This is a genomic window from Pusillimonas sp. DMV24BSW_D (genome assembly GCF_011388195.1).
GTDB classification, from domain to species: Bacteria; Pseudomonadota; Gammaproteobacteria; order Burkholderiales; family Burkholderiaceae_B; genus Neopusillimonas; species Neopusillimonas aestuarii.
In genome coordinates this window covers 857,296-883,865 of the sequence record NZ_CP049990.1, presented here as the reverse complement: position 1 = coordinate 883,865, position 26,570 = coordinate 857,296, and the positions used below count along the sequence as shown (strand labels likewise).

Sequence of the window (26,570 nt, the reverse complement as noted above, 5' to 3'; positions counted from 1 at the left end):
CGGCACACTGACTTAATTCCAGATGCCCTGCTCGGTGTAATACTTGATCGCGCCGGGGTGATAAGGAACCGGCAAGGCGCTTTGACCCATTAACTTGGGATCCAGTGCCTTGAACTCACCTGCGGAAGCCGCAAGCTTTTCACCATTTTCCGCAATGGCTTTGACGACCTTGTAAACCGTTTCGTCATCAACGCGGCTATCGGTTAACACTACAAAAGGCACGCGAATGATGTTGGTTGGCTCAAGAATGCCTGGATAACTGCCTGCAGGCGCGGTGGCAATCATGGCCCCCGGTGTGTAGTTATCGAGGGCGGCCTGTGCAGCCTCATCGTTGGGCAAAGAAAGAACCCGAATACCCACTACCGCATCGGCTTGTTGAATGATGCCCGCGCTGACGCTGAATGTGGTTGCATCCAACCCACCGTCAACCAATTCGTTCACCGACTGCACCCCGTTCTGTACCGGCACCGGGGTGACATCGTCGTAAGTTAAACCGGCGGCAGCCAACGAAGCGGTCATGAAGGCCGCCACATTCGCCTGCGACTTGAACGCCGAAGCCACGCGCTTCCCTTTCAGAGCCTGAAAAGTGTCGATCTTGGCGTCTTTACGCACGAAAACACCCATTTCAAGCGGGTAAACAACGGCGGCAACACGAATGGAATCGTATTTGCGGCCCTTATAGGGCCCTTTACCGTCTTTCGCCGTTACCGCTGCCACAATATTGGCAAACGCGAAGTCGAACTCACCAGCACTCATGGCAGGAATAATGGCCGTGGGCCCACCCTGCGGAACAACGGTGAACGAAAGATCGAGGGCATCACCCACAACGTCGGCAATCGCGGCGCCCGAAGCATACGCCACAGACCCTTGAGGGTTAGTGCCGATGCTTAAGGTTTGAGCGTGCGGAGCCGCACTGAACGCAAAAAGTGAAACCAAAGCACAAGCCGTGCCTATTTTTGAGAAAAATTGACTCATCATGTCTCCTACCATTTTCATTATTTCAACAAGGTGAACGATTCACTCAAGTTGTCTTAGTGGTAAGTTTATGCGAGTAATAGAGCAATAAAAGTGATATTTTTACTATTTAGATGAATTTTTTGTCATGTAAGTTGCGAGCACGACGTAGGCATAATTCGCGCACCAGCTGCAGCATTTCTTCACTGACGCGACTCAGCCCAGGCTCGGAACGTGTGGTAATACCCACCGCGCCTTCGGTGCCGGCCAAGTCAACCGGCACTTCTCGCAGCACCCCGGCATCCAGATCGGCCTGCAAGACGCCGCGGGGAAAAATCCACAACGCATCTGAAATCGACACAAAGGCGCGGCCAAACTCCACAGACAATGTCTCAATCACATTAGGCAGGTCTGCAATGCCACGGCTTAGAAAAAAACGATCGATTTCAGGGCGTATAACCGTCCCCAGCGGGGGCATCACCAAAGGATACTCGGTAATTTTCTCCAGGGTCACCCCGCCTCCAATGCGAAACACCGGATGATCCGGACGCGCCGCCAATGCCATGGTTTCGTAATACAAGCGTTCGAAGTGCAGACCTCTCATCTCATCGATTTCCGCGAACCGGCCCACAACAAAATCAATTTCCGCTAAACGCAATTGCATCAGTAACTGGCGATTGGTTTGCGTGACGATTCTTACCTGAATATCCGGATGCCGGGCTTTGAACCGTGCAACAGCTTCGGGCAAAATATTAACGGCAACGTTAGGCAAAGCGCCCAGCAAAACCGCACGGCGCGCATGCTGATCACTTTGCGCGATCATGTCGATCCCTTGCCGCAAAGCGGTTAAGCTGGCGCTGGCATAGCGATAAAAAATCTCGCCTGAAGGCGTCAAGGTTACGCCCGCGCGATTACGCTCCAGCAAACGATCCCCCACGTCCTCCTCAAGCTGGCGCAAACTTTTGGACGCTGCCGAATGGGTAATTGCCAATTCGTCGGCCGCCTTTGCCAAACTACCCTTGCGGACAATTTCAACAAACAGAATCAGATGGCGCTGGTTAATTCGTTGATGCATGGCATCAAACAAGTAAGATCACTTGCGGATCGACCCGACAAGCTCATCAAGCCATGACAGCATCAAGTCGATTTCATCCGCTGCAATATTCAGTGCCGGCATAAACCGCAACAGCTCCGGACGCGGCGCATTCAATAACAAGCCTTCCGGCGCACGATCTCGGGCCGCCGCCACAATGGCCGGCCCGTCTCCTTTACCTAAACGTAGTGCCCGCAGCAAACCAAGACCCCGCTCACCCTGCATACCCCATTTTTCAGACAAGGCCATCAAGCCATTGGAAAGTTGCTCTGCGCGCGCATTCGCGGCCTCAAGAAAACCAGGCGCGGACACCGTGTCGAACACGGCAATGCCCGCAGCGGCCATCAGCGGGTTCCCGTTATAGGTGCCGCCCTGGTCTCCGTGCTCAAAGCATGAAACCGCCTCGCGCGCGCACAGAGCCGCCAACGGCACACCGCCGCCAATACCTTTTGCCAGTGTCATGATGTCCGGTTCGATATCAAAATGCTGGTAAGCAAAAAGTTTGCCCGTGCGACCCATACCGGTTTGCACTTCGTCCACAATGAGCAGCATATCGTGCCGGCGCGTGAGTTCACGCAAATCCTTCATGAACTGCGCATTAGAGGGTATAACGCCTGCCTCACCCTGAACGGGCTCCAGCATCACAGCCACAGTCTGGTCGTCGATAAGGGAACGCACCGAATCCAAATCGTTCAATTCCGCTTTCGGAAAACCATCGACCTGAGGGGCGAACATTGTGTCCCAGCCCGGCTTGCCCGACGCCGACATCGTGGCCAGCGTACGCCCATGAAAGCCATGATTGAACGTGATGATTTTGTAAGCCCCGTTTTTATTCAAACGCCCCCATTTACGGGCCAGCTTAATGGCCCCCTCATTTGCTTCGCCGCCGCTATTGGCGAAAAACACGCGATCGAAACATGAAGCCCCGGTAATGCGCTTTGCCAAATCAATGGAAGGCTGGTTGTAAAAAGCGGGGGATGGATTAATGAGTTCAGCTACCTGCTGCTGAAGCGCCTTAACCAACGGTTCCGGACAATGCCCCAGGCAGTTCACCGCCCACCCTTGCAGAAAATCAAGGTAGCGCTTACCTGTATGGTCTTCAAGCCAGGAACCTTGCCCTTTGGTGAAAATAAGGTCAGGACGGGCAGTAATTTCCATCAGCGTATTTACGCCGGCACGATCAAATTCCATAGGGCTTCCCGAAAAATGAAGAAAGAAACAGGCATAGCAGCGCCATCACGCCACCAGATAAAGAATAAGCGTGAATTTTAACGCACCGCTATCGGTCTGACCGTTATCCATTCAACCGGACAACGAAAATGAATGACGTATTACGTTCTGCGCCGCAACGTTGCTAATAGCTGAGGGCCGAACACGTTCAACGCCAATCCGCCCAGAATGACCAAGCCGCCAATCCATTGCAACACGGTTAAATGTTCGTCAAGCAAAAGCGTCGCAGACGTTAACCCCACGAAAGGCACGAGCAGGCTAAGCGGCGCCACGCGATTGGCTGGATGCCGGCTGAGTAACCAGCTCCATAAACCAAAGCCCAGGGTGGTTGAAATAAGGGCCAGATAAATCAGCGCACCGTAACCTTTCAGGCCCATATTCTGCAAACTGTACAAAATAAGTTCCGGGCCCTCGACGAAATATGACAAGACGGCAAACGGCAACGGAGACACGATGGTGCCCCAGATCACCAAATTAAGCATGTCCACCTTGCCTACGGTTTTCACTACAATATTCGCCACCGCCCAGCTTAACGAGGCCAGGACAGTTAGAAAAAAGCCAATTAGCGTAACGTGGCCGGATGTTTCACCCAAGGCAATCAGCATCAGGCCGAAAGCGGCGACAATCATCCCAATGACATTGTGGCGCCCAACCGACTCGCCCAATACAGCGGCCGCAATCAGCACGGTAAAAAACGCCTGAGCGTTCAAAATAACCGATGCCATGGCGGCCGAGACACCCATGGCCATGGCCGAAAACAACAAGCCAAACTGGAGAAAGCCGATCGTAAATCCGAAATAAAAAAGCGACCGCCAGGGCATGGCAGGTCGCTTGAAAAACGGAATAAAAATCGCTACCAGCAGGAAACGCAAAGCGCCCAGCAAAAAAGGGGGAATTTCCTGAAGCCCTACTTTTATAACAACGAAATTCAAGCCCCAGGCAACAATCACCACCAGGGCCAGAAGTGCATCCTTAAGCGGCACACTTCCCCCCGTATCGGTAACCTGACGACCGTTGCCGCACTAACCCACTTCCACTACTGGAATACCGGTGCGCTGCCGTATGCCCCGCCGCCAGTGCCATAGTTTGCACCCTCAATCTCAATTTCAACCGACTCAAGGTCAACCTTCGACACACCGCCTTTGTAATGCATCACCGTAGACGGGAACATCATCACCAGCGCCACCATCAGTAATTGAATACAAATAAACGGTATCGAACCCCAGTATATCTGTCCGGTAGTCACTTTCTTGATCGTTTGGCCGGTAAGCTTGTCTTGATAATCTTCCTTGGGTGCAACCGAACGCAGATAGAACAGTGCAAACCCAAATGGTGGGTGCATGAACGACGTTTGCATATTCAACGCAAGCAAGACACCGAACCAGATCAAATCAATACCGATTGCTTCAGCCGCAGGGCCCAGCAGGGGCACAATAATAAATGCCAGCTCGAAAAAGTCGAGGAAAAAGGCCATGACGAACACAAAAATGCTCACGATAACCAGGAAGCCGATTTCGCCGCCCGGCAGACCAACCAGCAAGTGTTCAACCCATAAGTCACCGTTAACGCCACGGAACGTTAAAGCAAACACAGTGGAACCCACCAGAATGAAAATAACGAATGCCGCCAGCTTGGTGGTGGTTTCCATGGCCTGCTTAAGCAGGCTCCAGCTTAAACGTTTGCGTAACAAAGCCATAACAATGGCCCCTACCGCGCCCATGGCGCCGCCTTCCGTGGGGGTGGCCACACCCAAGAAGATGGTACCCAGCACAAGGAAAATCAGTGCCAACGGGGGAATCATGACAAACGTGACACGTTCGGCAATTTGCGATAACCAGCCTAGTTTCAAGAGATTGTTCAGGGCCGCGATCACAAAGGCCACGGCGCCGCCAATAAGCGTACCCACCACAACGGTCTCATCGATGGGTGCCGTTTCCGATAACACCACCTGGCACGCAAAATAAGACGCCACAGAGGAAACCACCAGCAACACCAGCAGCGACGGCACACCATGGCTGCCGTTCGGCTCGATAAAGGTACGCCCTTCCTTGGGAATAGCCGGTGCGCGGTTCGGCTTTATCAAGGCAAGAATCAGAATATAAGCAATGTAAAGGCTCACCGTCATGATGGCCGGCACCATTGCGCCGCGATACATATCACCAATTGAGCGACCCAACTGGTCGGCCAGCACAATCAGCACAATCGACGGTGGAATAATTTGCGACAACGTACCTGAAGCCGCAATAACGCCAGTGGCCAGGGAACGATCATACCCATAGCGCAACATAATCGGCAACGAAATCAAGCCCATGGAAATGACTGATGCCGACACGACGCCCGTTGTTGCCCCCAACAACGCACCCACCACAACGACCGCAATGGCCAGCCCGCCGCGCAAGGGGCCAAACAATTGACCAATGGTCTCAAGCAGATCCTCCGCCATACCGGAGCGCTCAAGAATAAGCCCCATAAAGGTAAAAAACGGAATGGCAAGCAAGGTGTCGTTGGAAATAATCCCAAAAATACGTTGGGGCAACGCCTGGAAGAATGCCGGCTCGAAAAGCCCCAGCTCGACACCCAGCAAACCAAATAGCAAACCGTGGCCGGCCAACGTGAATGCAACCGGGAACCCCAGAAGCAGCAAAAGAATCAGGGAAGCAAACATGACCGGGGCCATGTTGGCAATTAGAAACTCAATCATCAACAATCCTCAGTCTGTTATTTCGTTTTTGCCTGTGCATTGGCTGCAATTTCATCAGCCAATTGCTCTTCAGCGGTTTTCGACCCTTCCGGCCGATTCGGGTTGGGGCATTGTCCGGCCAGAAAGCCCACACACTTGATCAAATGAGACACGCCGGCTGCCGACAACAGCAGGAACCCTAAGGGAATCAGCGCTTTTACCGGCCAACGAATAAGACCGCCCGCATTGGACGATGTCTCGTGCAGCAGGTAAGAATCCACCGCCTGGGGAACGGACAGCCACAATATGTAAATGCACACGGGTAAAAACAACACCAAAATGCCGAAAATGTCGATTTTGATCTGCGTGCGCTCCGACAAGCGTGCATTAATAATATCGACGCGCACATGGCCGTTTTTTAACAGGGTGTAGCCCGATGCCAACAAAAAAATGGCCCCGAACATATACCACTGCAATTCCAGCCATGCATTCGAACTCATATCGAAGGCTTTTCGAAACACCGCATTCGTTGCACTGACAATCACCACTATCAGGATGACCCAGGACACCAACCGGCCCACAAATGTGTTAACCCCGTCGAGAAAACGGGAAAGGGCGAGCAAACCGCGCATAACTACTCCTTGAACAACTCGCGTACAACTTGATTTTCGTGAACTTAATCTTCGTGAACCTGGCGCCATGGGGTGGCCCGGCGTTCCAACCACACCAGCGCGCCGTAAAGCACAACACCCATTACGCCCAGAATGAACAGAGCGGCAAACACACGTACCGTGTCGAAAACCCCTTGCGCACTCATAATGACGTAGCCCAAACCTTTTTGCGATGACACAAACTCACCCACAATGGCACCCACCAGCGCCAGCGACATCGCCACTTTCATGCCGGCCACAACCGAAGGCAAGGCGCAGGGCAGCTTCACCTTGAAAAAGAAATCCCAGGAGGAACCTTTCAAAACACGGCCAAGATCGGTAACGTCTTGAGGCACGGAACGCAACCCATGCACGGTGTCCACAATAATGGCAAAAACGGCAATGAGAAATGCAATGGCCACTTTCGGCTCGGCGCCCGTACCCATCCACACGACAAAAAGCGGGGCCAGCGCCACTTTGGGCACACTGTTGAAGCCGATGATAAGGGGATATAAAAAGCGCTCAAACAATCGCGAACTCACCAAGGCAACGGCAATAAGGACGCCGCCCAGAACCGCAAAAATAAAACCCAACACGGTAATCCAGAGCGTATACAGGGTTTGCTCGGCATACCAGGCTGCTTCGTTGTATAGCTCGGCGAGAATATCCGTTGGCAAAGGCAACATGATTTCGCGCACTTCAAAAACACGGCAAATCACTTCCCACACGATCAGGACGACCACCAGGGAGAATAAGCCTGCCGCACCCGCTTTCAGATTATTCGTTCCAATCATCACGCCCTCTTATCGCCGTTTAAGTCCATCTTGTCGAACAAATCGCGGATATGGGATACATACTTGCCGAATTCGGGGGTTTCGCGCACCGACAACGGTCGAGGGCGGGGCAAATCCACTTCAATGACTTCCATGAGACGACCCGGACGGGGCGACAACACCATGACGATATCCCCCAAAAAAACCGCTTCGGAAATACCGTGTGTAACAAACAAAATCGTGTTTTGTGTTTCCATCCAGATGCGCTGCAGCTCAAAGTTCATTTGGTCACGCGTAAAAGCGTCAAGTGCACCAAAAGGCTCATCCATGAGTAACAACGTGGGGTCGTCAACTAATGCCCGGCATATGGCGGCACGCTGACGCATGCCGCCCGAAAGCTCTCGCGGGTAGCTGCTCCCGAAATCCTGCAGTCCGGTCAGTTCAAGCAAGTGGTCAACCTTGTCCTGGTACTCGCTTACACGCTTTTTGGCAAACTCAATGGGCAGCAAAAGATTTTTGCGAATGGTGCGCCACTCAAGCAAGGCATCACGTTGAAACACCATGCCAATACCGTCGGGTGGACGCCCCTCCACCGGTTTGCCGTTCACATCAAGGTCACCGGCCGTAATATCCTCGAGGCCGGCCACACAGCGCAAAAACGTACTTTTCCCACAACCGCTGGGGCCCAAAATACTGACGAACTGTCCGGAAGGAATTTCTATGCTGATTCCATCGAGCGCGAGCACCCCGCGCTCTCCGGAATACTGTTTCTGCACTTTACGTGCACTGACAGCAGACAAACTCATTTTTTGATCATCCCATCGTACTGACCGGGTTTAACCATATCGGTAACGTAGAAGTCAGTCGCGGGCAGGCCCTTTTCAATCAAACCAACCTTGGTCAGCGTTTGCACGGCCTCTTCCCACTCAGCGGGAATGGGTTGACCCATGCGGAAACCTTCCACCGGCTTGCCGAAATAAGGCTTCAAGGCGTCGATTTGGCCACGCAATACGGCTTTATCCAGGCGCGCCTGCGGGCGGGCCGCAAGAATCGCCTCAACCCCTTCATCTTCATGGCCATTCATAATATATTCCCAAGCACGCGCAGTGACGCTGGCAAACTTGGAAATGTCTTCACCACGGGTTTTCAATTTCGCCTCGCTGGCCAAAATGCCAAAACTGGGCATATTCAAACCATAATCGGCAAACGGAATCGAATTCGAGGGGCGTTGTTTTTGAACGAAAGGCAACACAAAAGGAATGGTAGATACCACTGCATCTGCGCGATCCACCGCATAAGTGGTGACCTTGCCTGCCGCTTCAACGTTCAACAACTCAACATCATCACGCGTTAAACCACCGGCAGCCAGAAAGCCTTCCATAAAGGGGGCCTCCAAAGAGCCTGCGGTGTATACCAACTTCTTGCCTTTCAGGTCGGCCGGCCCTTTCATGCCGGAATCTTTCGGTACCAGCACCCCAATGTCGTTACGACGCACAAAAGGCGCAACCGCCTTCACGGGAAGCCCCTTATCGCGCGCAATCATCATAGGAGCCAAAGCCGCGTGACCGGCATCGAAGTTGTCGCTGGAGCCGATAATTTGCACCGTCGTAACAGAGCCATTACCGTCTTCGAAATAAATATCCAGACCAGCCTCTTCATACCAACCTTTTTGGTCGGCCAAGTGGAAAGCGGCATGATTACCCCAAGGCGTCCAGTCGAGCCGGACTTTGAATGGCTCAGCCTGTACCGCCGTTGCAGCAAACATACACGCGGCAACCCCAGTTAAAGTACGAACCCAAGACTTTGCTAATAACTTTTTCATTGTGAACCTCATATTTGGTTAAGACAGACCTACTACGGGTTACTGCTCGTCGGGTACTACTCTTCTTTTCCGCCCCCAAACAAACGTTTAATTCGTGCCCAAAGCACGCCCATAAACATTTTGAAGGGGCTGAATTCAGCCTGTGGCAATGGTGCATCGCTGCCTTCAGGCTGACTTAGACGCAACGACACATTGCGCCCAAAATCAGCAATCATTCGTTTCACGAAATCCTGTACCAGACCGGAACGGGAAAACTGTGCCAGCGGACCCTGCAGGGAATACAGCAAATCCACATCAACACGCGCGCGATCATCGGCAACCGAGGTAACGCGATAGCCGACATCCCCCTTGGCGCGGGACTGACTCAACGAGTCTTGGCCGGCACCACGCAAGACCGCGGACATATCAGCTTCATCGCGCTCCAGCGTTGCCGCACCCTTGAAAGCCGCGTTCATAGGCCCGAATTTAATGGCAATGCGCCCTTTCACTTCGTTGCCTTCCTGCGACTCAATCACGGCGCCCGGCAAACACGCAGCCACCGCCTTCAGGTCGGACATGAATTCCCAAACTTTTACGGCGGGGAAATCGACATTGAACCCACTCTTGACGCTGGTTCCTTTACCCGGTGCTGATGTCGCTGCGCCGGAAGCCGCGCCCGACCCGGCCGGTGCCGCGTCGGCGCCGTTAGTCACAGCCTTGGCTTCACGCTGAATACTTTTTGCCTCGAAGCCACTGAATGTTTTGGGAGCGTCGGTTTCAGGCGGCAGCGCCGCCTTACCTTCAGCCGCCGCACGACGCATCGCATCTACTTGCTCATTTGGCTCATCTCGGAAATGCTTCAGCACTGACAGTACCGAAGCTGTAATACCCTGATACCCGGTGCACCGACAAATATTGCCGGATAATTCGATACGCACACGCTCTTCATCGGCATCAGGCAAACGCAACACAATGTCACGCGACGTTGCAAGCATACCGGGAGTACAGAAACCACATTGCAACGCGTGATTGGTATTAAACGCATCACGTAGTTTCAACATGATTGGATCGGTATCGTAACCCTCGATCGTTGTAATCTGGCGCCCTTCGCACGCCGCGGCAAACGTAATACAGGATCGAACCGGTTTGCCGTCAACCAGTACGGTACACGCGCCGCAAACACCATGTTCACAACTTAAATTGGTACCGGTCAAGCGCAAGTCGTCGCGCAAAAAATCACCCAGGTGAGTGCGGGCGAGCACCTCTCGCGACACCTTGCGGCCATTTACTTCAATATTCAACTGGGACATAACTTCCTTCCTTTACTCACCCAATGCCCGGCGCAGGCAGCGTTCAATAACCGTCATGAACAAACGGCGATCACCGGCTGTTTTTTCGGGCGCAATATCTTTTACTGCCTCTGCAATTGCTTCGGGCGTTGCGGCCGCCAACCCTTCTTGTGCCACTTTGGCCGACAAGCCCGGCAACAATTGAGGCGCGCCACCCAACGCGCCAACGACAATACGTGCCGTACGGGTTGAGGGATCGAAATACGCAGCGCAACTGGCCTCGGCAAACTCACCGGTTTTACGGCAGAACTTGTAATAACCCCAACGCGTCTGCTCGGTTTTTTCCGGTACATAAACGGCCGAGATCAATTCATCGGGCTGCAGATCAACCGCATAAGCGCCCAACATGAATTCAGGCATGGTGCTGCGACGGGAACCCTTGGCCGATGTCAGTTCAAGCTCGGCACCCAATGCACTGGTTGCCAACACCCAATCGGCAGCCGGGTCGGCGTGCGCGATACTGCCGGCTATCGTGCCGCGATTTCGTACAGCGCGATACGCAATAACACCTGCCACATCTTGCAGCATGTGCCCGCGCAACTCGGCAAAAACGCCATCTTCGATCTCCGCGTGCGTCACGGCCGCACCCACACGAATACGACCGGCCTCTTTACTCACCGTACGCCAATCGGCAATGCCGGAAACGTCGACCACTTTCTGCGGACGCGCCAGGCGCAAATTCAACATAGGCCCTAACGACTGGCTGCCTCCCATGGCCTTCGTGCTGCCATCAGAACCTTCCAATAGAGACAATGCCTCTTTGGCCTCGCTTACGCGGACGTAATCAAATTTTGCTGCTTTCATACCGTAGCCCCTGCTGTCACGTTGGGACGAGAAATCGACTCTTTTTCTTTGCTTTGTTCCAGCGCATCCAACACATGATGCGGCGTCAACGGCGTATGGGCGAACTCAACACCATATGCCCGCAATGCATCGTTGACCGCACCAAACAAGACGGCGGGCGGCGCAATGGCCCCGCCTTCACCCATCCCTTTGGCGCCGAACTCCGTATGCGGCGACGGCGTTTCGAAGTGATCGATACGGATATTGGGCACTTCAGTGGCACCCGGCATGATGTAGTCAGCCAGGGTTGAAGCCAGCGGCTGACCCTGTTCGTCGTAGGGCATTTCTTCGTAGAACGCAGTACCAATGCCTTGAGCTATACCCCCAATGGTTTGGCCTTCGACCACCAACGGGTTCACAATCGTGCCGCAGTCTTCCACCACCACATAATCCAGAATCTCAACCGCGCCGGTGGCTGGATCGACCGCCACCACGGCAGCCTGGCTGCAATAGGTGAAACTGCCGGTGTCTACTTTGGGTCGATAACCCACGCTGACTTCCAGCCCTTCGGCGTCCACATCAGCAGGCAACTTCTGCGGATTGATATACCAGGCATTGGTAATTTCAGCGATGGCAACACGCTTTTCACCCGCGCATGCGTAACCGTCTTCCAACATGACTTCGTCTGCCGTCACACCCAGCAAATGTGCACCGATCTTCTTCACGCGAGGAAGCAACTGCTTGCACGCCTTGGATACAGCACCGCCTGACATGACCAGCGAACGCGAAGCATAAGTGCCCGATGAATAAGGAGTTTGACCGGTATCACCATGCACCAGCTTGATACGATTGATATCAATACTGAGAATTTCATTGGCAATCTGGGCAAACGTTGTTTCCATACCTTGCCCGTGGGAGTGCACGCCCACCCGCAGCTCCGCACCGCCGTCGGGAGTGAGCTTGACCGATGCCTGATCGAACCCGGGAATAACAGGCGTACCCCAGGCGGCAAACACCGACGTTCCGTGTGCCGACTGTTCGGTATACGTTGCAACACCCAGGCCAATAAGGCGTCCATCCGGCTCGCCTTTCTTCTGACGCTCACGCACCGCGTCAACATTAATCATTTCCAGCGCCCGGCGCAGGCTGGCGGGATAGTCGCCACTGTCCAGGTGCTTATTCGTTACGTTTACATAGGGCATTTGTTCGGGTTGCACCAAATTATCCAGGCGCACTTCCCAAGGTTCGCGCCCCACTTCCCGAGCCAATGCGTCCAGGGTAAGCTCGATGGCAAAACAAACACCGGTGCGCGCCACGCCGCGATACGGCAAAAATCCGGGCTTATTGGTTGCCACGCAACGCGTTTGGCATCGATACCCCCTGAAGGCGTAAGGACCCGGTATGTTGCCCAATGCCTGACCTGTTTCCAGCCCCACTGTGAACGGCCACACAGAATACGCGCCGCCACTGATGGTAACTTTGGCATCCAGCGCCAACAACCGGCCCTGCTTGTCGGCATAGGCGGTCATTTCATAATAGTGTTCACGCGTATTGGCACCCGCAATCAAGTGTTCGCGACGGTCTTCCAGATAACGGAACGGCCGCTTGTAAGTTTTGGCCAACCAGGCAACACAGAGCTCTTCCTGTTGCAAAATACACTTATAGCCAAAGCCGCCGCCTACGTCGGGGGAAATCACCCGAACCTGCTCTTGTGGCAAATCGAGAAACTCGGCAATGCCGGTACGAATCAGGTGAGGCACCTGAGTGGCGGTATACACCACCAATTGGCTATTCTGATTGTCCCAATAGGCCAGCACGGCGATGCCTTCCATCGGCAGCATGCATTGGCGGGACAAGTCAATTTCACGTTTAACGACCACCTCGGCTTTTGCAGCCAGGTCGTCGAAATTATTGTTGGCATTCAATGTAACGAACACATTGTCTTTCCAACCTTCATGCATGAAGTCGGAGGTTGCCGCTTCCGCGGCTTTCACGTCAACGTAAACAGGCAGTTCGTCGTAATCAACTTCTACCATCTCGGCCAAATCTTCAGCCTCGGCGCGGGTGGGGGCAAAGGTCATGGCGACAGGCTCACCCACAAAGCGCACGCGGTCATCGGCCAGCGGCGGCTGTGCCGACACCTGATAAGTGGGTAACGTGGAGTCGGCCACAATATCTTTGGCATCAGGCATGGAAGCACGCAAAAATACTTGCCCTTGTGCCTCTTCGGCAATTCGAACGCCGGTAATACGGGCATGCGCCAGCGGGCTGCGCAGAAACGCGACTTCGCATAACCCCGGCATGGCCATATTGCCGATGAAATTACCCTTGCCGTGCAAATGCCGGGCGTCTTCTTTACGTGGAATTCGTGCACCGACACCCTGTGGCTTTACGCCGGGTTTTGTGTGATGTGAAACTGTCATACTCATACCTGCCTGTAAATCATGAATCGCTGAACGTAAAGACACCAAATGCGCGGACACGCCGACTTCGCGCGCCGCGCATTGGTGCCTATCGCGTTACGAACGCTTCAACACCTCACTGTATGTGAAGTTATCGAGTGCGTTTTCAGCAACACGGAACCAGCTCGCCTCGGCCTCCTGGAATTTCTTCCACTCGGGATAGATCTTGGCGAAATCCGGGTTTTCTTCCGACAACTCGCCCCACAACTCTTGTGATGCGGCGTAAGCGGCTTCCATCACGTCTTTGGGGAAGTACTTCAACTGTGCACCACCGGCGATCAGGGAACGCAAAGCGGGCGGATTCTTGGCATCGTAAGCAGCCAACATGCGCAGCGCCTGTTCATTCGCAGCGCATTCAAACGCAGACTTGAACTCGGCGGGCAATTTTTCCCAGGCTTCCGTATTCACCATCGTGGTAATGGAAGCACTGCCTTCCCACCAGCCGGGTGAGTAGTAAAACGGCGCAACCTTGTTCAGGCCCAGGCGTTCATCATCGTAGGGTCCAATCCACTCAGCTGCGTCGATCGTGCCTTTTTCCAGAGAGGGGTAAATATCGCTGGGCGGAATCTGCTGGGGAACCGCACCGAGCTTTTGCAGCACCATGCCGCCGATACCACCAACACGAATTTTCAGACCCTCAAGATCTTTCAAAGACTTGATTTCCTTGCGATACCAGCCGCCCATTTGTACGCCCACGTTGCCGGTGACAAAGTTGGTAATGCCGTACTGGCCATACATTTCGCGCAGTTTTTCCATACCGCCGCCGAACTGGATCCAGGCATTGTGCTGACGCGCATTCATGCCAAACGACAAACCGGTATCGAACGCAATAGCGGTGTTCGTGCCAATGTGAGCAGTAGCCAGAACGTGGTTACATTCAACCGTACCGTTACTGACCGCTTCCATATTTTGGGCGTAAGGCACGATTTCACCGCCAGGGAAGGCGCGAATTTCAAATTTTCCACCTGTCAGCTCGCCCACACGGCGGCAAAGCTCATCGGCGGAACCGTAAAGTGCATCCAGACTTTTCGGCCAGCCGGTGGACATACGCCAGCGCACGGTGGGTGCATTCTGCGCTACGGCGGGAAGGCCGACTGCGGCCAGACCGGCTCCGGTTGCCGCGGCTGCCTGGGTTAAAAAGCGACGTCTTTGCATGTACAGCTCCTTTTGGGTTTGTTATGTGTGAGACAGACAAACTGCTTCGGCCCGGCGCGGGCCTGAGAAACTTTTGCGCAGGATGGTGTGTCTCGACCTGCTGGCCTGAAAATGCCATTGAACCGATTTTGATTGCCAAGAATCACAAACCAGTCGCGACAGAATCAGGTTATTTGTTAGTATGCTGATCAATGCTTAAAAGTGTCAACGAGGGTTAATACGGAGACTTGACCATTTATCGAATTTTTCAGGGAATATCCTAATAGGCTGGTGTAAACCCCTATTTGTCGTAAAATAAATATACAGCATACTGATTATATTGAAATATTAAAACGCAAAAGGCACATCATGAATTGGATCAAGATTGCAACAGTCGGACAAATTGAAGAAGACGAATCTTTGGGCGTAGAGTTGGAAGGCAAACAGTTGGCGGTACACCACACTGAAGGCGAATACTTCGTGACCGACAACATTTGCACCCACCAATTCGCGTTGTTGTCCGATGGCTTTATTGAGGACGGCTGTGTGGAATGCCCCTTGCATCAAGCCATGTTCGACCTTCGCACCGGCGAACCAAAATCTGCACCTGCAACCGAACCCGTCAAAGTGTACGAAGTCAAAGTCGAGGGCGATGAGATTCTGGTAAACCTTTAACCTGGCGCCACGCATAGTAACCTAAGTGGTTTGCAAAGGCTTAAAAAGGTTTGAATATGACTGAAACACTCTCCTCTATTCTGATTGTCGGTGCCGGACAAGCCGCCGCTGTGGCAGCGGCAACGCTGCGCGACCAAGGCTTTGAAGGCAAAATCACTCTTATTGGTGAGGAAGCACACGCCCCTTACGAACGGCCGCCATTGTCGAAAGATGTCTTGGCAGCCACACCGGAAAACGAACCCGCAATCGACGTTAAACCGGTCGATTTCTACAGCATTGCCGATATCGATCTGCGTCTGGGTCTGAGAGTGGAGTCAATCGATCCGCTTGCAGGCACGGCGCAGTTGTCGGACAACTCGCAAGTGGTGTTCGACCAATGCCTGTTAACAACCGGCGGCACCGCCCGTTTTATCGAAGCGTTTCCAGAAGATGCCCCCGGCGTGTTCTATTTAAGAACGCTCGATGATGCGCACGCCCTTCGCACCGCGCTGAAATACAGCAAACATCTGGCCGTCATCGGTGGCGGGTTTCTGGGGCTTGAAGTGGCTTCAACCGCCCACAAAATGGGGGTGGCGGTATCAGTTATTGAGGCCACCGACCGTGTTTTGAGCCGTGTTGCCCCGCCCACATTTTCTGACTGGCTGCAACAACGTATTGTGCACACCGGCCTGTCGCTCCACCTGGGTAACGCACCGGCCTCGATTACGCCGCCCACCGACATCAAGGCGTCGTGGGACATCCGCCTGCCTAACGAACACCACATTGTGGCCGATACCGTTATGGTGTCTGTGGGGTTATCAGCCAATAACGCCCTTGCGCGCCAAGGGGGTCTGGATATCGACCCCAACAATGGCGGCATTCTGGTGAATGAGCAATGCCAAACAAGCCAGGCGAATGTTTATGCCGCCGGCGATTGCACCAGCCAAATTCGAGGCAGCGCAGCACAGGCTTCGCGCCTTGAGTCTTGGCAGAACGCCAATGAGCAGGCACGCATCGCGGCAACGCATATGCTGGGCAAAGATCCGGCACCCGCCGCCTACCCATGGTTCTGGACGGATCAGTTTGGTTGCAACATTCAGATGCTGGGGCTGCCGGAACCCGATTTAAATTACGTTATTCGCGGCGAGCTGGATCCGAAAGCCGAAACGCCGAAATTCATTATGTTGGGGCTCAGGAACAACGTTCCGCGTTACGCCATCGCAGTCAATGCAGGCGGAGATTTGCGCGCGCTGCGCACGCTGTTCGAAAAAGGCGTGCGCATCAACCCCAACGACTTTACCGACACATCCGTCACTGCACGCGCTTTCGCCAAAAGCGCGACGGCGGCCCATAGTGCGGGCCAGCCAAACTGATTTCACAGGAGATCTTCCATGTATCAATCCCAAACCGTGATCGGGCAAACACTGGGGTCCAAAGACGACGCCCTGGAGAATTATGCCTGGCCTGAAAACGACCTGCATTACATTCCAGACTGGGTCTATACCAGCCAGGAAATATACGACCGCGAAATGGCGCTGATTTTCCGCGGCGACACGTGGAACTTCGTTGCCCTTGAAGCCGAAATTCCCAACCACGGCGACTACAAACGCTCTTATGTAGGCGACACCCCCGTTGTGGTATCCCGTGCGGAAGACGGCTCCATTCATGTTTTTGAAAACCGTTGCGCCCACCGTGGGGCAGAGTTCTGTCGCGAAAGCAAAGGCAACGCAAAAGAATTCGTTTGCCCTTACCACCAGTGGTCGTACACACTAAAAGGCGACCTGCAGGGCGTGCCCTTCAAACGTGGCGTAAACAAACAAGGCGGCATGCCGCGTGACTTCCGCAATGAAGACCACGGCCTGCGCAAGCTGCACGTCACCACTTTGAACGGTGTCGTTTTTGCCTCGTATTCCGACAAAGTCGAGCCACTTGAAGAGTATCTGAGCCCTGAAATTCTGGAGGACTTTAAGGTCACGTTCACAGGCAAGCCATTGAAAATCCTGGGTTACTACCGCAATGAATTGCCCTGTAACTGGAAGATGTACCACGAGAACCTGAAAGACCCCTATCACGCAACGCTGTTGCACTCATTCCTGGTGGTTTTCGGTTTATTGGTGGCCGGCAATAAATCCATGATGTTCGCCGACAAGGTACACGGGCGCCACGGCATTATGGGCTCGGCCAAGTCCGACGACCTTTACGCCGACGTGAACCCGGAAACAAAAAAGGAAATGCGTTCTTTCCATGAAGGGCTGCGACTGCAAGACGAGCGTTTCCTGCACTTCGTTAAAGAGTTCGACTCCCCCTGGTCCGTCACCATGGATACCATCTGGCCCAATTTCATTATTCAGCGTGAAATGAACACCCTGGGTATTCGTCAGATTATTCCCAATGGCCCGAACAGCATGATTATGCAATGGACCATGTTCGGCTACGAAGAAGACGATGAAGAAATGCTGCGCCATCGCCTGCGTCAGGGCAACCTCATGGGGCCCTCAGGCTTTCTGGGCCTGGAAGACAACGAGGCACTGCGCTTCGTACAGGAAGGGGTACGCCGCTCGAGCACCGAAAACAGTGTCGTAAAACTCGATGCCGACAAAATCGGCACGTCGGAGTCCCTGATTTCAGAAGCGGCGATTCGTGCCATGTACAAATACTACCGCGAAGTAATGGGGATCTAATATGCTTTCAACAATGAAAACCGACTTTTCTTATCAGCCTGTCAAGGTTGACGCTGCGCGGGCCCAACAACTGCGCGCGGAAATCGAAGCGTTTCATATCGAATATTGCGCGGTACTGGATGCCTGCGACGTAAAAAAATGGCCTGAATTCTTTACCGAAGATGGGGTCTATCGCATTACGTCACGCGAGAATGCCAACCAGAAAATGCTGGTTGGCCTGGTTTATGCGGAAGGACGCGGAATGATGCAAGACCGCGCCGTGGCGATTGCACAAACACAAATGTTCGCACCACGCCACATCATGCACATGATATCGAACATTCGTATCATGGATGAGACAGACGAGTTCATTGAGGCCGAAACCAACTACCTGTTGATTCAAACGCTTATCGAAGGCCCGTCCACCATTCACCTGGCGGGCAAGTATTACGACCGCTTTGTACGCAGTGAAAACGGCCTGCTGCTGAAAGAACGTCAGGTTGTATACGATACGGAAATTCTGGCTACCGACCTGGTTTATCCGGTTTAATAAAAAACCGCTGCTTTTTAAATAGTCTCCTTTCGGAGACGTTTAAAGCAGCGGTTTTTTGTTTGCCTTGGCAGGCAATACTTACAGCCCTTCCAAGGCCTTTAACGCTTCATCGCGTGTCATCACGGTGGCGTATTTTTGTTCCATGTCGAACATGTTTGCGTCGTGCGGCCCCATGGCGCGGTCACCCACGCAATCAGACAACACCAGCGGGCGAAAGCCCCACTGCATGGCGTCGACGACACTGGCACGCACGCAACCACTGGTTACCGCACCGGCCACCACCAACGTTTGCACACCACGCATCGCCAACCAAGCAGCCAGCGAGGTGCCGAAGAACGCCGACGGAACCGTTTTGCGCACTACGTATTCGCCTTCCGCCGGTGCCAGCTCAGACACAATGGCGCTGTTGGGGTGGTCTTCCTTCAGGCCCAGCATACTGGGCACTTTCAACGAGAAAATATTGTTATCCGCGCCGTCGTCGGCAAAGACAATACGCGTATGCGCAACCGGCCAGCCACGCTTGCGTGCCTCAGCCAACAAAGGAACAGTGTTCTGAATGGCTTCTTTAATATTGCCGCCCCCAAATACCTCGGGGTCGGCAAAACCATTCACAAAATCGATAATCAGCAGGCCCACAGGAGCCTTCAGTTCGAACTGATTCCCGAACCCTTGCTTGGCATAGGTTTGAACATCATTACCTTGGGTCATTTAACACCACCATCCAGCACTTTGCCGTTACGCACCACCTCTTCACCGTCGAGCGACACGGTGCAATTGCGCAAAGGAATATCAATATGGCAAGCCGTTGTGCGGCTTCCACCACCTTCGTTGTTCGGCCCTAACGAGAACAGGAAGTTGCCCTCATAGGCACGCGCATCCATGCCGATGGTTTGTTCTTTGTCGTACAAGCCCAGGGTTGACCAATAACAGCGCGGTTGCAAACCCCAGCCAATATGGGAGATGGCATAGCCCTCAGGATCGTTGAAGGAAGCCATATATTCACGCAGCAGCTCGGCATCGACACCACCTTCAATCTTGGTGGCATAGCCGTTCTCAACCGTTAGAACAATCTGGTCGGTCGTATAGCTTTTCTGCGGCAATAGAATATCGCCCTTGTCGATCACAATACGGCCTGTGGCCTGACCTTCGTTGGGGAAGGTAAAGGCAAAACCGCTTGGCCAGTGATCCCAGCGGCCGGCTTCATCTACAAAAGCATATTCTGCAGTAGCCGGGAATTCACCTATGGGGCAGCGCAGGTCGGTGCCCGCGTCCGACACCACCGTCATTTCCTTGGCAGCCTCAATACGTGCCGCCGCCGTTTTCACGCGCTTGCGGTCGGCTTCGGTAGGTACCGTGCGCACCAAAACTTCAGGCGGCTCAACCGCCAACAGAATTTTCGTGCCACTTTTCAGAATGTCGATTTGCTCCGGCGAAAACAAGAGCGTCATAAGGTCTAGTACCAAATCGCTTTCTTTCAGGCAGGCAATCGCGGCCTTGTTACCCGTAAGTGGCGTGGTCCCCAGATAGGCCAGCGGATCACGACTAAGCGCTTTCTCGGCATTGACCGGCGGCAGATCCAGCCGGTTCATAACCGCCCCCAGGGATTGCACCGCAATTGCGGCACACCGCAAATTCTGGGGGTGCGTAGCGGTACTGGTCAGAATCGTTACAGTTTGGCCCGCCTCGAGCTTGGACAAACGCAGCACTTCCTGCCAGGCGGAAACAAGTTGATAATCACTTACAGGCATGATGAACTCCTGAAAATAGCGGAATTAGGCGCGACGGGTTAGCGGGGCACCCAGGAAATCGCCGAAAGCCTCATAAAAGCCTTCTTCGTTGTCCCAGGGAATCATATGGCCCGCGTCATTCACGTGGGAAATAGCGACACCCGGGATCAATGTCTTGATTTCTTCAATGTCTTCTTCACGAATGACGTCGCCCCTTTCGGCCACCATAAGCATGGTGGGCACTTTAACCTTGGGCATATCGGCGTGAACGTCGTCTTTGTGGAAATCTTCGAAGCTGGTGATGATAGCGCGTTCGTCGCAAGTATGGAGCCACTCGGCGCGCAACTGTAATTGCTCTTGTGTCCAGGTAGGACAAAAAGCACGCATTTCTTCAGCACTACAACCCTTGCGCGCCAGCGCCATGGAATCGACATACCAGGGCAACTTCGACGGATACTCGCGACGCCCAGGGCCTGAAACGGGGGGGTCGACCATGACCAGACGCGTCAACCCTTCCGGTTCTGAACGCGCTGCGCGTACGCCGATGCGGCCACCCATTGAGTGGCCCACAATGCTGTAACGCTTCAACCCCAGCGCTTTGGCGAACTCAATAACATCAGCCGCCTGCGCATCCAGACTGTAATCGAGCGTATCGGAAGCTTCCGACAACCCACGGCCGCGAACATCGAGCACGTAAGTGTCGAAATGTTGGCCAAACCGTTCTGCGACAAAGCCCCATGTAATAGCCGGGCTGGTAATGCCGGGAACAATGACAACCGCATCACGCCCGGCCCGCTCGCCTTCATTGCCCCCATAACGCAGGTAATGCTGACGAATACCGTTAGCGTGAACATTGGCCCCATACAAAAACGCACTCATACTATCTCCGTTTAAAGCTTGAACAGGCGCTCGGCATTGCCATGGCAAACCAGCGCACGTGTTTTTTCATCCATCGGTGCCGTTTCGATAAACTCGGCGGCCACCGCAGTTTCTTCATAAGGGTAATCTACCGAAAACATAACACCTTCTGCGCCCATTTCGCCAATGGCACCCATTAAAGAAGGATGTGAACATACGCCCGATGTCGTGATGACGATGTTGGAGCCGAAGTATTCGGACGGCTTGCGCTCCAGCGTAACGCCCTGCGGATACACAGCAAAACGGCTGTCGAAACGCCAGCGTAAAAACGGCAGCCCTTCGCCCATATGCCCCAGAATCAACTTCAATTTCGGGAAGCGATCAAACACACCGCCGAACAGCAGGCGCAATGCATGCGTACCGGTTTCCACCCCCCAGCCCCAAGTGGCGCCCATCAATTCAGGGTGTTTGGTGAACATGTGCGGGGTATCGAACATATTGAAAGGGTGCAGATACAAGGGCACATCCAGTGCCTGCATGCGTTCCCAAAACACGTCAAACGCCGGGTCATCGTAATACACGCCATGGGTGTGGCCGTTCACCAGCGCCCCCTTGAAACCCAACACATTCACCGCACGCTCGAGTTCGTCGGCCGCCGCTTTGGGGTCTTGCATGGGCAAATGCGCAAAACCGCCAAAACGCGTGGGGTGCCGCGCAATCTGCTCCGCCAGGAAATCATTATTTTCCTTTGCACGGGCAATAGCGGCCGCCGTGTCTTTCTCGGCCTGCACCCCAGGGCCCGTTTGCGAAAGAATCACATAATCGATTCCGGCCGCGTCCATTTCCTTTAAACGAATTTCGTCGAAATCGGTAAGGCGACGCGTTAAGTCGGCCGCCACGGCAGGGTCGATCAGGCTGACAAACGCTTTTGAATAATCGCCAAAACCCACACCTGAAAAGTGCTCTTCCAACGCAATTTTACGAATTCGGCTCACAACAACTCTCCTCTTGCCTAAAGCGATAATGTAAAGTTAATGTCAGTATACTGACAAAATCATCTCGCTCCTATGGCGTAAACCCTTAGTTAACGATTCAGACAGAGGTCAAACAGACTTCAACGCCGCCCGGCCATGTTGATTGTTTGCCTCCACCACTTCAGCCAGCAAGGTCATGAATGTCTTGCGATCGGCCGGCGACAGGGGCTCGATGAGGCGTTGCTGCGATCTCGCCATACCGTCTTTCAGCGACTCCATGAGCGCCAGCCCTTCAGGCGTGATATTGGCCTGACGTGAGCGTTTATCGGTAGGATTCACGCGCCGCTCGACCAGACCTTTCTCCTCCAGCCGTTTGATCACATCGGCGGACGTGGTGCGATCAAGCCCCAACTCATAGCCAATTGCGGTTTGATCCAGCCACGGGTTGCGCGACAACACAGTCAGAATCCCATATTGAACCGGGGTGATATTCCCCTCTTTGCATTCCTCGAAGAACATTGCATAATGAATTTGATTCAACCGGCGCACCAAGAACCCCGGGCGCGACCAAAGCCCCTGTTGGCTGAATACGTCGGGCGTAATGTCGTCGGGCAAAGGTTCCTTCTTAATCGTTGAACCGACGTTGTCAGGATGTTGCTTTTTTTTCTGTTCTATATCCGAAACTGAATCGTTGTTCGGCACGGCTGAATAACTCTGTCTCATAATGCTTTAGTCTCTCGTGTTTTTACTCAGTATACAGAGCAATTGAATGATTTGCATCGGTATTTTCACGATTGATACAACTTCACTATCCGCCTGCTCATTTCCCTGCCAATTCCAAAAACAATAGCAATAGCGCTAGTAAAGCGGTAATTGGACCAAAGTGGGTTCGTTCACCCCATTTTGCAAAGCCGGCGCAAGAGAACTCACCCGCACGCCCAGCAAACGCACGCGGGCCGAAAACTCAATGCGCTTTAAACACTGTCGGGCGGCAAAATGAATGAGCTGAACGTCATCCGTTTCGAGGTCGAGCGAATAATCGCGAGTGACGGTCCGGAAATCTTCAAAGCGCAGTTTGACGCCTACTGTTCGCCCCCTCACGCCTTTTCGTTTCAAGTCCTCACCCACTTTTTCACATAACTTGAAAAAGATGGTCGACAAGTGCGTGCGGTCGTGCACTACGTGCAAGTCCCGATCGAAGGTAGTTTCCCGGCTAACTGATTTGGGCTCGGAATGCGTTACAACTTCACGCTCATCACGCCCTTGCGCCACCTGCAATAGCCAATAGGCATAAGTTCGACCAAAGTGTGTTTGCAACATACCGGCATCGGCCGTAGCCAATTGGGCAATCGTTTCAATACCTAAAGATTGCAATTTCTGCGTGGCTTTTGGACCGATTCCATTAATTTTCCCAACCGACAGCGGCCAGATTCGCGCCGGAATGTCGTCGTGGGTCAGAATGGTCAGGCCATCCGGTTTCTCCAATTCGGAACCGATTTTCGACAAGAGCTTATTGGGTGAAATCGCAATAGAACAAGTCAGACCGGTTGCCTCGAACACAGCCGCTTTCAGCCGCCGCCCGATGACGTTCGACGGCTCTTCGAGCGGCGTCAAATCAATATAGATTTCGTCAATGCCCCTATCTTCAATACAAGGGGCAATGGCGGCAACCGCTGCCTTGAACCGGCGCGAATAATCTCGATAGGCATTGAAATCGGCAGGCAGCAAATAGGCGTCGGGGGCCAATTGCGCCGCTTTCATCATGCCCATGGCGGAAAACACACCCAACGCCCGCGCCTCGTAGGTAGACGTAGTCACGACGCCGCGCCCCACATACTGACGCAAACGCCCGAACACACGACGACCATCGGCGCGTTCAGCCGGGGCCGGCGTATTACGGCCCCCAATCACCACCGCCTGCCCCTTCAGCTCCGGGTACTTCAGTAGCTCAACCGACGCATAAAACGCGTCCATATCAAGATGCGCGACACGTCGAGCCACGCCGTGAATCGGCTGGTTATCCGAATGAGTATCGTTGTAGGAAAGAGGGGGTGGCGGCATCTCGACATTTTAATAGTCCACGCGTACGCCTAACATAATACTGCGACCGGGTAACGGCGCCACCTGTGCGAGATAAGAACTGTGGTTAAACGCCAAACGGTTTAAAAGGTTGCGCCCTTGCAAATAAACTTGCGCATCAGCCCCTTGCGCCTCGAAATCATATGCAACACCGGCGTTAAGCATGGTATACCCCGGTGTCGCACTTTCGTATGCGGCTATCCGACTCTGACGCAAAACCCTGATCACCTCAAGGTTTGCCCGCCAGTCCTGCCATTGCGCATTAATCCGGCCACCCAGACGCGCGGCAGGAATGCGCGGTAGATCCCCGCCGCCATTCGTTAAACGCCCTCGTGTCACGTCACCGAAAACGCCTACGGAAATAGTCCGATTCACCTGGTAATTCATATCGAGCTCAAGACCCACGAACTGCGCGTCCTGCTGCGCATAGCGAATTAAGCGAAAGTCCTCATAACGGTCCAACGTTTGAGCATAAATATAATCGTTCACGCGGTTATAAAATACGCTGGCTTCAAAAGTGAAATCACCCTCGGTCTTTCTTAACGTCAGATCCACGCCGGTTGATTTTTCGGTGCCTAAGTCCGACTGCCCTATTTCATATGTATTCGTGGCCAAGTGGACACCATCGGCATAAAGCTCCTGGGCGCCCGGCATGCGTTCCGCCCGGGAGAACTGCAATGCCAGAGAATACGCAGGCGCAAATTCCCATATCGCGGCGGCCGACCCCGACAACGCCCGCCCCTGATAAGCCGGCTGGGTGGAGTCCGGACGAATCGACTGCCAATCGTGCCGCATCCCAACCTCAAAACGCCAATCGTTTAAACGATAAGTCTCGAGCAACGCCACGCCCCACGTTTTTGTACGCGTGCTCGGTAAAAATCGCTCAGGCCCGGAGGTATCGAAACGACTTTGACCATTTTGCAATGCGAACACCCCTTCCCATCCGGCGATCGGAGCATGTGCCAACTCAAGACGCAAATCGTACGCCCGGTTTTTGAACGTGCTGGCAATCTCGTCATGCTCCATTTCGTCGTGTCGGTATTTTGCAAATCCGGCACGCCAGCTCAGCCGCGTTAACCCGGGTAACGGGTTGCTGTATTCGCCGCGAGCATCAAACCGTTGCGACTTTAACCGCGTAACCGGTGTATCGCTGTCATCTGAACCTTCATGGTCGTGATCGTCGTGCCCGTCTTCCTCATGGTCCTCGTCATGATCATCATGCCCACCGCAATGCAAGGCTAAGTCGTGAGGGTGGCAATCGTCATAGCCATGGTCATGGCCTGGTAACCCGTAACGACTGTTCATCTGGCTGAACGACAACCCGGTATAGCCGTTATCGTGAAACCAACTGGCGCCGATACTGCCTGTTGTGCTCCGGGCAAATGATCCGGGCAAACGCGATGTCGACCAATCAGGCACCCTGTAATCATCGGCATGCCGTGTAGCGCCCTCCAACCGAATAGCGAAATTTCCTTCTCCTGCCGTGACACCCACCGCACCTGCTCGCTCGCGGGCACCGGACGCGCCCCGCAAATTGGCAAACCCTTCAACGCCGGCAACAGGCACCGCATCCGGTATCCGGCCATCAACCACATTCACCACACCGCCAATCGCACCTGCGCTATATAGCAAGGCTCCCGGACCCCGAATGACCTCAATTCGATCGGCCAGCATCGGGTCGACAGAGATAGCGTGATCCGGGGAGATGCCGGAAGCATCCATCACATCCGAACCATCTTGCAACACCACTACACGCGGCGCTGTTTGTCCGCGAATAATTGGGCGACTCGCACCTGCCCCAAAGGTATCGGCGCGTACACCGGGCAACCCCTCAAGCGCCACACCCAAAGTTGTTTGATCGCTTAACAGCAAACGCTCACCAGACAACACCGATACCGGTACCGCGGCGTTATTGGCTTCTGTTCTCAACGGGTTGGCTTTAATGACAATCTTTTCTAATTGCTTCGGCTCCGACACAGGCGGCTCCACTGCTGCAACGCCAACACCATAACAAGCCGCAACCAAACCTACACCGGCATTCAAACTGCTGACCCAAATTTTCTTCACTTTCCTCTCCATTAATTTTGCAATGTTATAACATAACTTTTAATGACGAAGAAAAACCCCGGTGAGGGTCACTCCCGGGGCGGATCAAG

The 26,570-nt window shown here is 53.8% G+C and carries 24 protein-coding genes; 4 read left to right on the top strand and 20 right to left on the bottom strand.

All coding sequences use genetic code 11. From position 1 onward, the window contains the following. Window positions 1-12 precede the first annotated feature (12 nt). The 13 genes from G9Q38_RS04270 to G9Q38_RS04210 form a co-directional block, all read right to left on the bottom strand. Window positions 13-978, bottom strand: a complete 966-nt coding sequence (locus tag G9Q38_RS04270) for a TAXI family TRAP transporter solute-binding subunit (RefSeq protein WP_166128131.1) — start codon at window positions 976-978, stop codon at window positions 13-15. A gap of 106 nt (window positions 979-1,084) precedes the next feature. Beyond that, on the bottom strand, window positions 1,085-2,029 hold the full coding sequence (pcaQ, locus tag G9Q38_RS04265; protein WP_166128129.1) for a pca operon transcription factor PcaQ: 945 nt from the start codon (window positions 2,027-2,029) through the stop codon (window positions 1,085-1,087). Window positions 2,030-2,047: 18 nt separating this feature from the next. Next, complete coding sequence (locus tag G9Q38_RS04260) at window positions 2,048-3,238, bottom strand: acetylornithine transaminase (RefSeq protein WP_166128128.1); 1,191 nt, start codon at window positions 3,236-3,238, stop codon at window positions 2,048-2,050. A gap of 140 nt (window positions 3,239-3,378) precedes the next feature. Beyond that, complete coding sequence (locus G9Q38_RS04255; RefSeq protein ID WP_114420307.1) at window positions 3,379-4,260, bottom strand: EamA family transporter; 882 nt, start codon at window positions 4,258-4,260, stop codon at window positions 3,379-3,381. Window positions 4,261-4,313: 53 nt separating this feature from the next. Beyond that, window positions 4,314-5,975, bottom strand: a complete 1,662-nt coding sequence (locus tag G9Q38_RS04250) for a TRAP transporter large permease (protein ID WP_166132314.1) — start codon at window positions 5,973-5,975, stop codon at window positions 4,314-4,316. A 20-nt stretch (window positions 5,976-5,995) separates the two neighbouring features. Further along, window positions 5,996-6,589: a TRAP transporter small permease subunit gene (locus tag G9Q38_RS04245; protein ID WP_166128126.1), complete on the bottom strand. Its 594-nt coding sequence runs from the start codon at window positions 6,587-6,589 to the stop codon at window positions 5,996-5,998. A gap of 44 nt (window positions 6,590-6,633) precedes the next feature. Continuing rightward, window positions 6,634-7,401 carry an ABC transporter permease gene (locus G9Q38_RS04240; protein ID WP_114420305.1) on the bottom strand — a complete coding sequence of 256 codons (768 nt, stop codon included), beginning with the start codon at window positions 7,399-7,401 and terminating at the stop codon, window positions 6,634-6,636. Further along, window positions 7,401-8,186 (bottom strand): ABC transporter ATP-binding protein, encoded by a 786-nt coding sequence (locus tag G9Q38_RS04235; protein ID WP_166128124.1) that lies wholly within the window; start codon window positions 8,184-8,186, stop codon window positions 7,401-7,403. The genes G9Q38_RS04240 and G9Q38_RS04235 overlap by 1 nt, the downstream gene beginning before the upstream one ends. After that, window positions 8,183-9,202 carry an ABC transporter substrate-binding protein gene (locus tag G9Q38_RS04230; protein WP_114420303.1) on the bottom strand — a complete coding sequence of 340 codons (1,020 nt, stop codon included), beginning with the start codon at window positions 9,200-9,202 and terminating at the stop codon, window positions 8,183-8,185. The genes G9Q38_RS04235 and G9Q38_RS04230 overlap by 4 nt, the downstream gene beginning before the upstream one ends. Window positions 9,203-9,258: 56 nt before the next feature. Then, window positions 9,259-10,491, bottom strand: a complete 1,233-nt coding sequence (locus G9Q38_RS04225; RefSeq protein ID WP_166128122.1) for a xanthine dehydrogenase family Fe-S subunit — start codon at window positions 10,489-10,491, stop codon at window positions 9,259-9,261. Window positions 10,492-10,503: 12 nt separating this feature from the next. Further along, window positions 10,504-11,334 (bottom strand): FAD binding domain-containing protein, encoded by an 831-nt coding sequence (locus G9Q38_RS04220; protein ID WP_166128120.1) that lies wholly within the window; start codon window positions 11,332-11,334, stop codon window positions 10,504-10,506. Further along, window positions 11,331-13,736, bottom strand: coding sequence for a xanthine dehydrogenase family protein molybdopterin-binding subunit (locus tag G9Q38_RS04215; protein ID WP_166128119.1), 2,406 nt, complete (start codon window positions 13,734-13,736; stop codon window positions 11,331-11,333). The genes G9Q38_RS04220 and G9Q38_RS04215 overlap by 4 nt, the downstream gene beginning before the upstream one ends. 96 nt (window positions 13,737-13,832) lie before the next feature. Continuing rightward, complete coding sequence (locus G9Q38_RS04210) at window positions 13,833-14,930, bottom strand: TRAP transporter substrate-binding protein (protein ID WP_166128117.1); 1,098 nt, start codon at window positions 14,928-14,930, stop codon at window positions 13,833-13,835. 348 nt (window positions 14,931-15,278) lie between these two features. Between G9Q38_RS04210 and G9Q38_RS04205 the strand changes: the two genes are divergently transcribed. From G9Q38_RS04205 to G9Q38_RS04190, 4 genes are read left to right on the top strand one after another with little or no spacing between them, the layout of a single operon-like run. After that, window positions 15,279-15,584 carry a non-heme iron oxygenase ferredoxin subunit gene (locus G9Q38_RS04205; protein ID WP_119442464.1) on the top strand — a complete coding sequence of 102 codons (306 nt, stop codon included), beginning with the start codon at window positions 15,279-15,281 and terminating at the stop codon, window positions 15,582-15,584. Window positions 15,585-15,640: 56 nt separating this feature from the next. Further along, entirely contained in the window at window positions 15,641-16,936 is a 1,296-nt protein-coding gene (locus G9Q38_RS04200) for an NAD(P)/FAD-dependent oxidoreductase (RefSeq protein ID WP_166128115.1), read from the top strand. An 18-nt stretch (window positions 16,937-16,954) separates the two neighbouring features. Then, complete coding sequence (locus G9Q38_RS04195; RefSeq protein WP_166128114.1) at window positions 16,955-18,244, top strand: aromatic ring-hydroxylating dioxygenase subunit alpha; 1,290 nt, start codon at window positions 16,955-16,957, stop codon at window positions 18,242-18,244. A gap of 13 nt (window positions 18,245-18,257) precedes the next feature. After that, complete coding sequence (locus G9Q38_RS04190) at window positions 18,258-18,773, top strand: aromatic-ring-hydroxylating dioxygenase subunit beta (protein WP_166132313.1); 516 nt, start codon at window positions 18,258-18,260, stop codon at window positions 18,771-18,773. A gap of 81 nt (window positions 18,774-18,854) precedes the next feature. On the opposite strand, the gene G9Q38_RS04185 is transcribed toward G9Q38_RS04190, so the two are convergent. The 7 genes from G9Q38_RS04185 to G9Q38_RS15345 form a co-directional block, all read right to left on the bottom strand. Beyond that, entirely contained in the window at window positions 18,855-19,484 is a 630-nt protein-coding gene (locus tag G9Q38_RS04185) for an N-carbamoylsarcosine amidohydrolase (protein WP_166128112.1), read from the bottom strand. Then, on the bottom strand, window positions 19,481-20,524 hold the full coding sequence (locus tag G9Q38_RS04180; protein ID WP_166128111.1) for a 2,5-dihydroxypyridine 5,6-dioxygenase NicX family protein: 1,044 nt from the start codon (window positions 20,522-20,524) through the stop codon (window positions 19,481-19,483). Before G9Q38_RS04180 ends, G9Q38_RS04185 begins: the two co-directional genes overlap by 4 nt. Before the next feature lie 24 nt (window positions 20,525-20,548). Continuing rightward, window positions 20,549-21,382, bottom strand: a complete 834-nt coding sequence (locus G9Q38_RS04175; RefSeq protein ID WP_166128107.1) for an alpha/beta fold hydrolase — start codon at window positions 21,380-21,382, stop codon at window positions 20,549-20,551. 11 nt (window positions 21,383-21,393) lie between these two features. Next, the gene (locus tag G9Q38_RS04170; RefSeq protein ID WP_166128104.1) at window positions 21,394-22,356 is read right to left on the bottom strand and encodes an amidohydrolase family protein; all 963 of its coding nucleotides are present in this window, start codon (window positions 22,354-22,356) and stop codon (window positions 21,394-21,396) included. Between the two features lie 108 nt (window positions 22,357-22,464). After that, the gene (locus tag G9Q38_RS04165; protein ID WP_166128102.1) at window positions 22,465-23,058 is read right to left on the bottom strand and encodes a MarR family winged helix-turn-helix transcriptional regulator; all 594 of its coding nucleotides are present in this window, start codon (window positions 23,056-23,058) and stop codon (window positions 22,465-22,467) included. Between the two features lie 135 nt (window positions 23,059-23,193). After that, entirely contained in the window at window positions 23,194-24,345 is a 1,152-nt protein-coding gene (gene dinB, locus G9Q38_RS04160; RefSeq protein ID WP_166132312.1) for a DNA polymerase IV, read from the bottom strand. Window positions 24,346-24,405: 60 nt separating this feature from the next. After that, complete coding sequence (locus G9Q38_RS15345) at window positions 24,406-26,481, bottom strand: TonB-dependent receptor domain-containing protein (RefSeq protein WP_305076276.1); 2,076 nt, start codon at window positions 26,479-26,481, stop codon at window positions 24,406-24,408. Between the last annotated feature and the right edge of the window lie 89 nt (window positions 26,482-26,570).

Coding starts and splice junctions, on each gene's coding strand:
- G9Q38_RS04270 (WP_166128131.1), bottom strand. CDS start 978: ATGATGAGTCAATTTTTCTCAAAAATAGGCACGGCTTGTGCTTTGGTT.
- pcaQ (WP_166128129.1), bottom strand. CDS start 2,029: ATGCATCAACGAATTAACCAGCGCCATCTGATTCTGTTTGTTGAAATT.
- G9Q38_RS04260 (WP_166128128.1), bottom strand. CDS start 3,238: ATGGAATTTGATCGTGCCGGCGTAAATACGCTGATGGAAATTACTGCC.
- G9Q38_RS04245 (WP_166128126.1), bottom strand. CDS start 6,589: ATGCGCGGTTTGCTCGCCCTTTCCCGTTTTCTCGACGGGGTTAACACA.
- G9Q38_RS04240 (WP_114420305.1), bottom strand. CDS start 7,401: ATGATTGGAACGAATAATCTGAAAGCGGGTGCGGCAGGCTTATTCTCC.
- G9Q38_RS04235 (WP_166128124.1), bottom strand. CDS start 8,186: ATGAGTTTGTCTGCTGTCAGTGCACGTAAAGTGCAGAAACAGTATTCC.
- G9Q38_RS04230 (WP_114420303.1), bottom strand. CDS start 9,202: ATGAAAAAGTTATTAGCAAAGTCTTGGGTTCGTACTTTAACTGGGGTT.
- G9Q38_RS04225 (WP_166128122.1), bottom strand. CDS start 10,491: ATGTCCCAGTTGAATATTGAAGTAAATGGCCGCAAGGTGTCGCGAGAG.
- G9Q38_RS04220 (WP_166128120.1), bottom strand. CDS start 11,334: ATGAAAGCAGCAAAATTTGATTACGTCCGCGTAAGCGAGGCCAAAGAG.
- G9Q38_RS04215 (WP_166128119.1), bottom strand. CDS start 13,736: ATGACAGTTTCACATCACACAAAACCCGGCGTAAAGCCACAGGGTGTC.
- G9Q38_RS04210 (WP_166128117.1), bottom strand. CDS start 14,930: ATGCAAAGACGTCGCTTTTTAACCCAGGCAGCCGCGGCAACCGGAGCC.
- G9Q38_RS04205 (WP_119442464.1), top strand. CDS start 15,279: ATGAATTGGATCAAGATTGCAACAGTCGGACAAATTGAAGAAGACGAA.
- G9Q38_RS04200 (WP_166128115.1), top strand. CDS start 15,641: ATGACTGAAACACTCTCCTCTATTCTGATTGTCGGTGCCGGACAAGCC.
- G9Q38_RS04195 (WP_166128114.1), top strand. CDS start 16,955: ATGTATCAATCCCAAACCGTGATCGGGCAAACACTGGGGTCCAAAGAC.
- G9Q38_RS04190 (WP_166132313.1), top strand. CDS start 18,258: ATGAAAACCGACTTTTCTTATCAGCCTGTCAAGGTTGACGCTGCGCGG.
- G9Q38_RS04185 (WP_166128112.1), bottom strand. CDS start 19,484: ATGACCCAAGGTAATGATGTTCAAACCTATGCCAAGCAAGGGTTCGGG.
- G9Q38_RS04180 (WP_166128111.1), bottom strand. CDS start 20,524: ATGCCTGTAAGTGATTATCAACTTGTTTCCGCCTGGCAGGAAGTGCTG.
- G9Q38_RS04175 (WP_166128107.1), bottom strand. CDS start 21,382: ATGAGTGCGTTTTTGTATGGGGCCAATGTTCACGCTAACGGTATTCGT.
- G9Q38_RS04165 (WP_166128102.1), bottom strand. CDS start 23,058: ATGAGACAGAGTTATTCAGCCGTGCCGAACAACGATTCAGTTTCGGAT.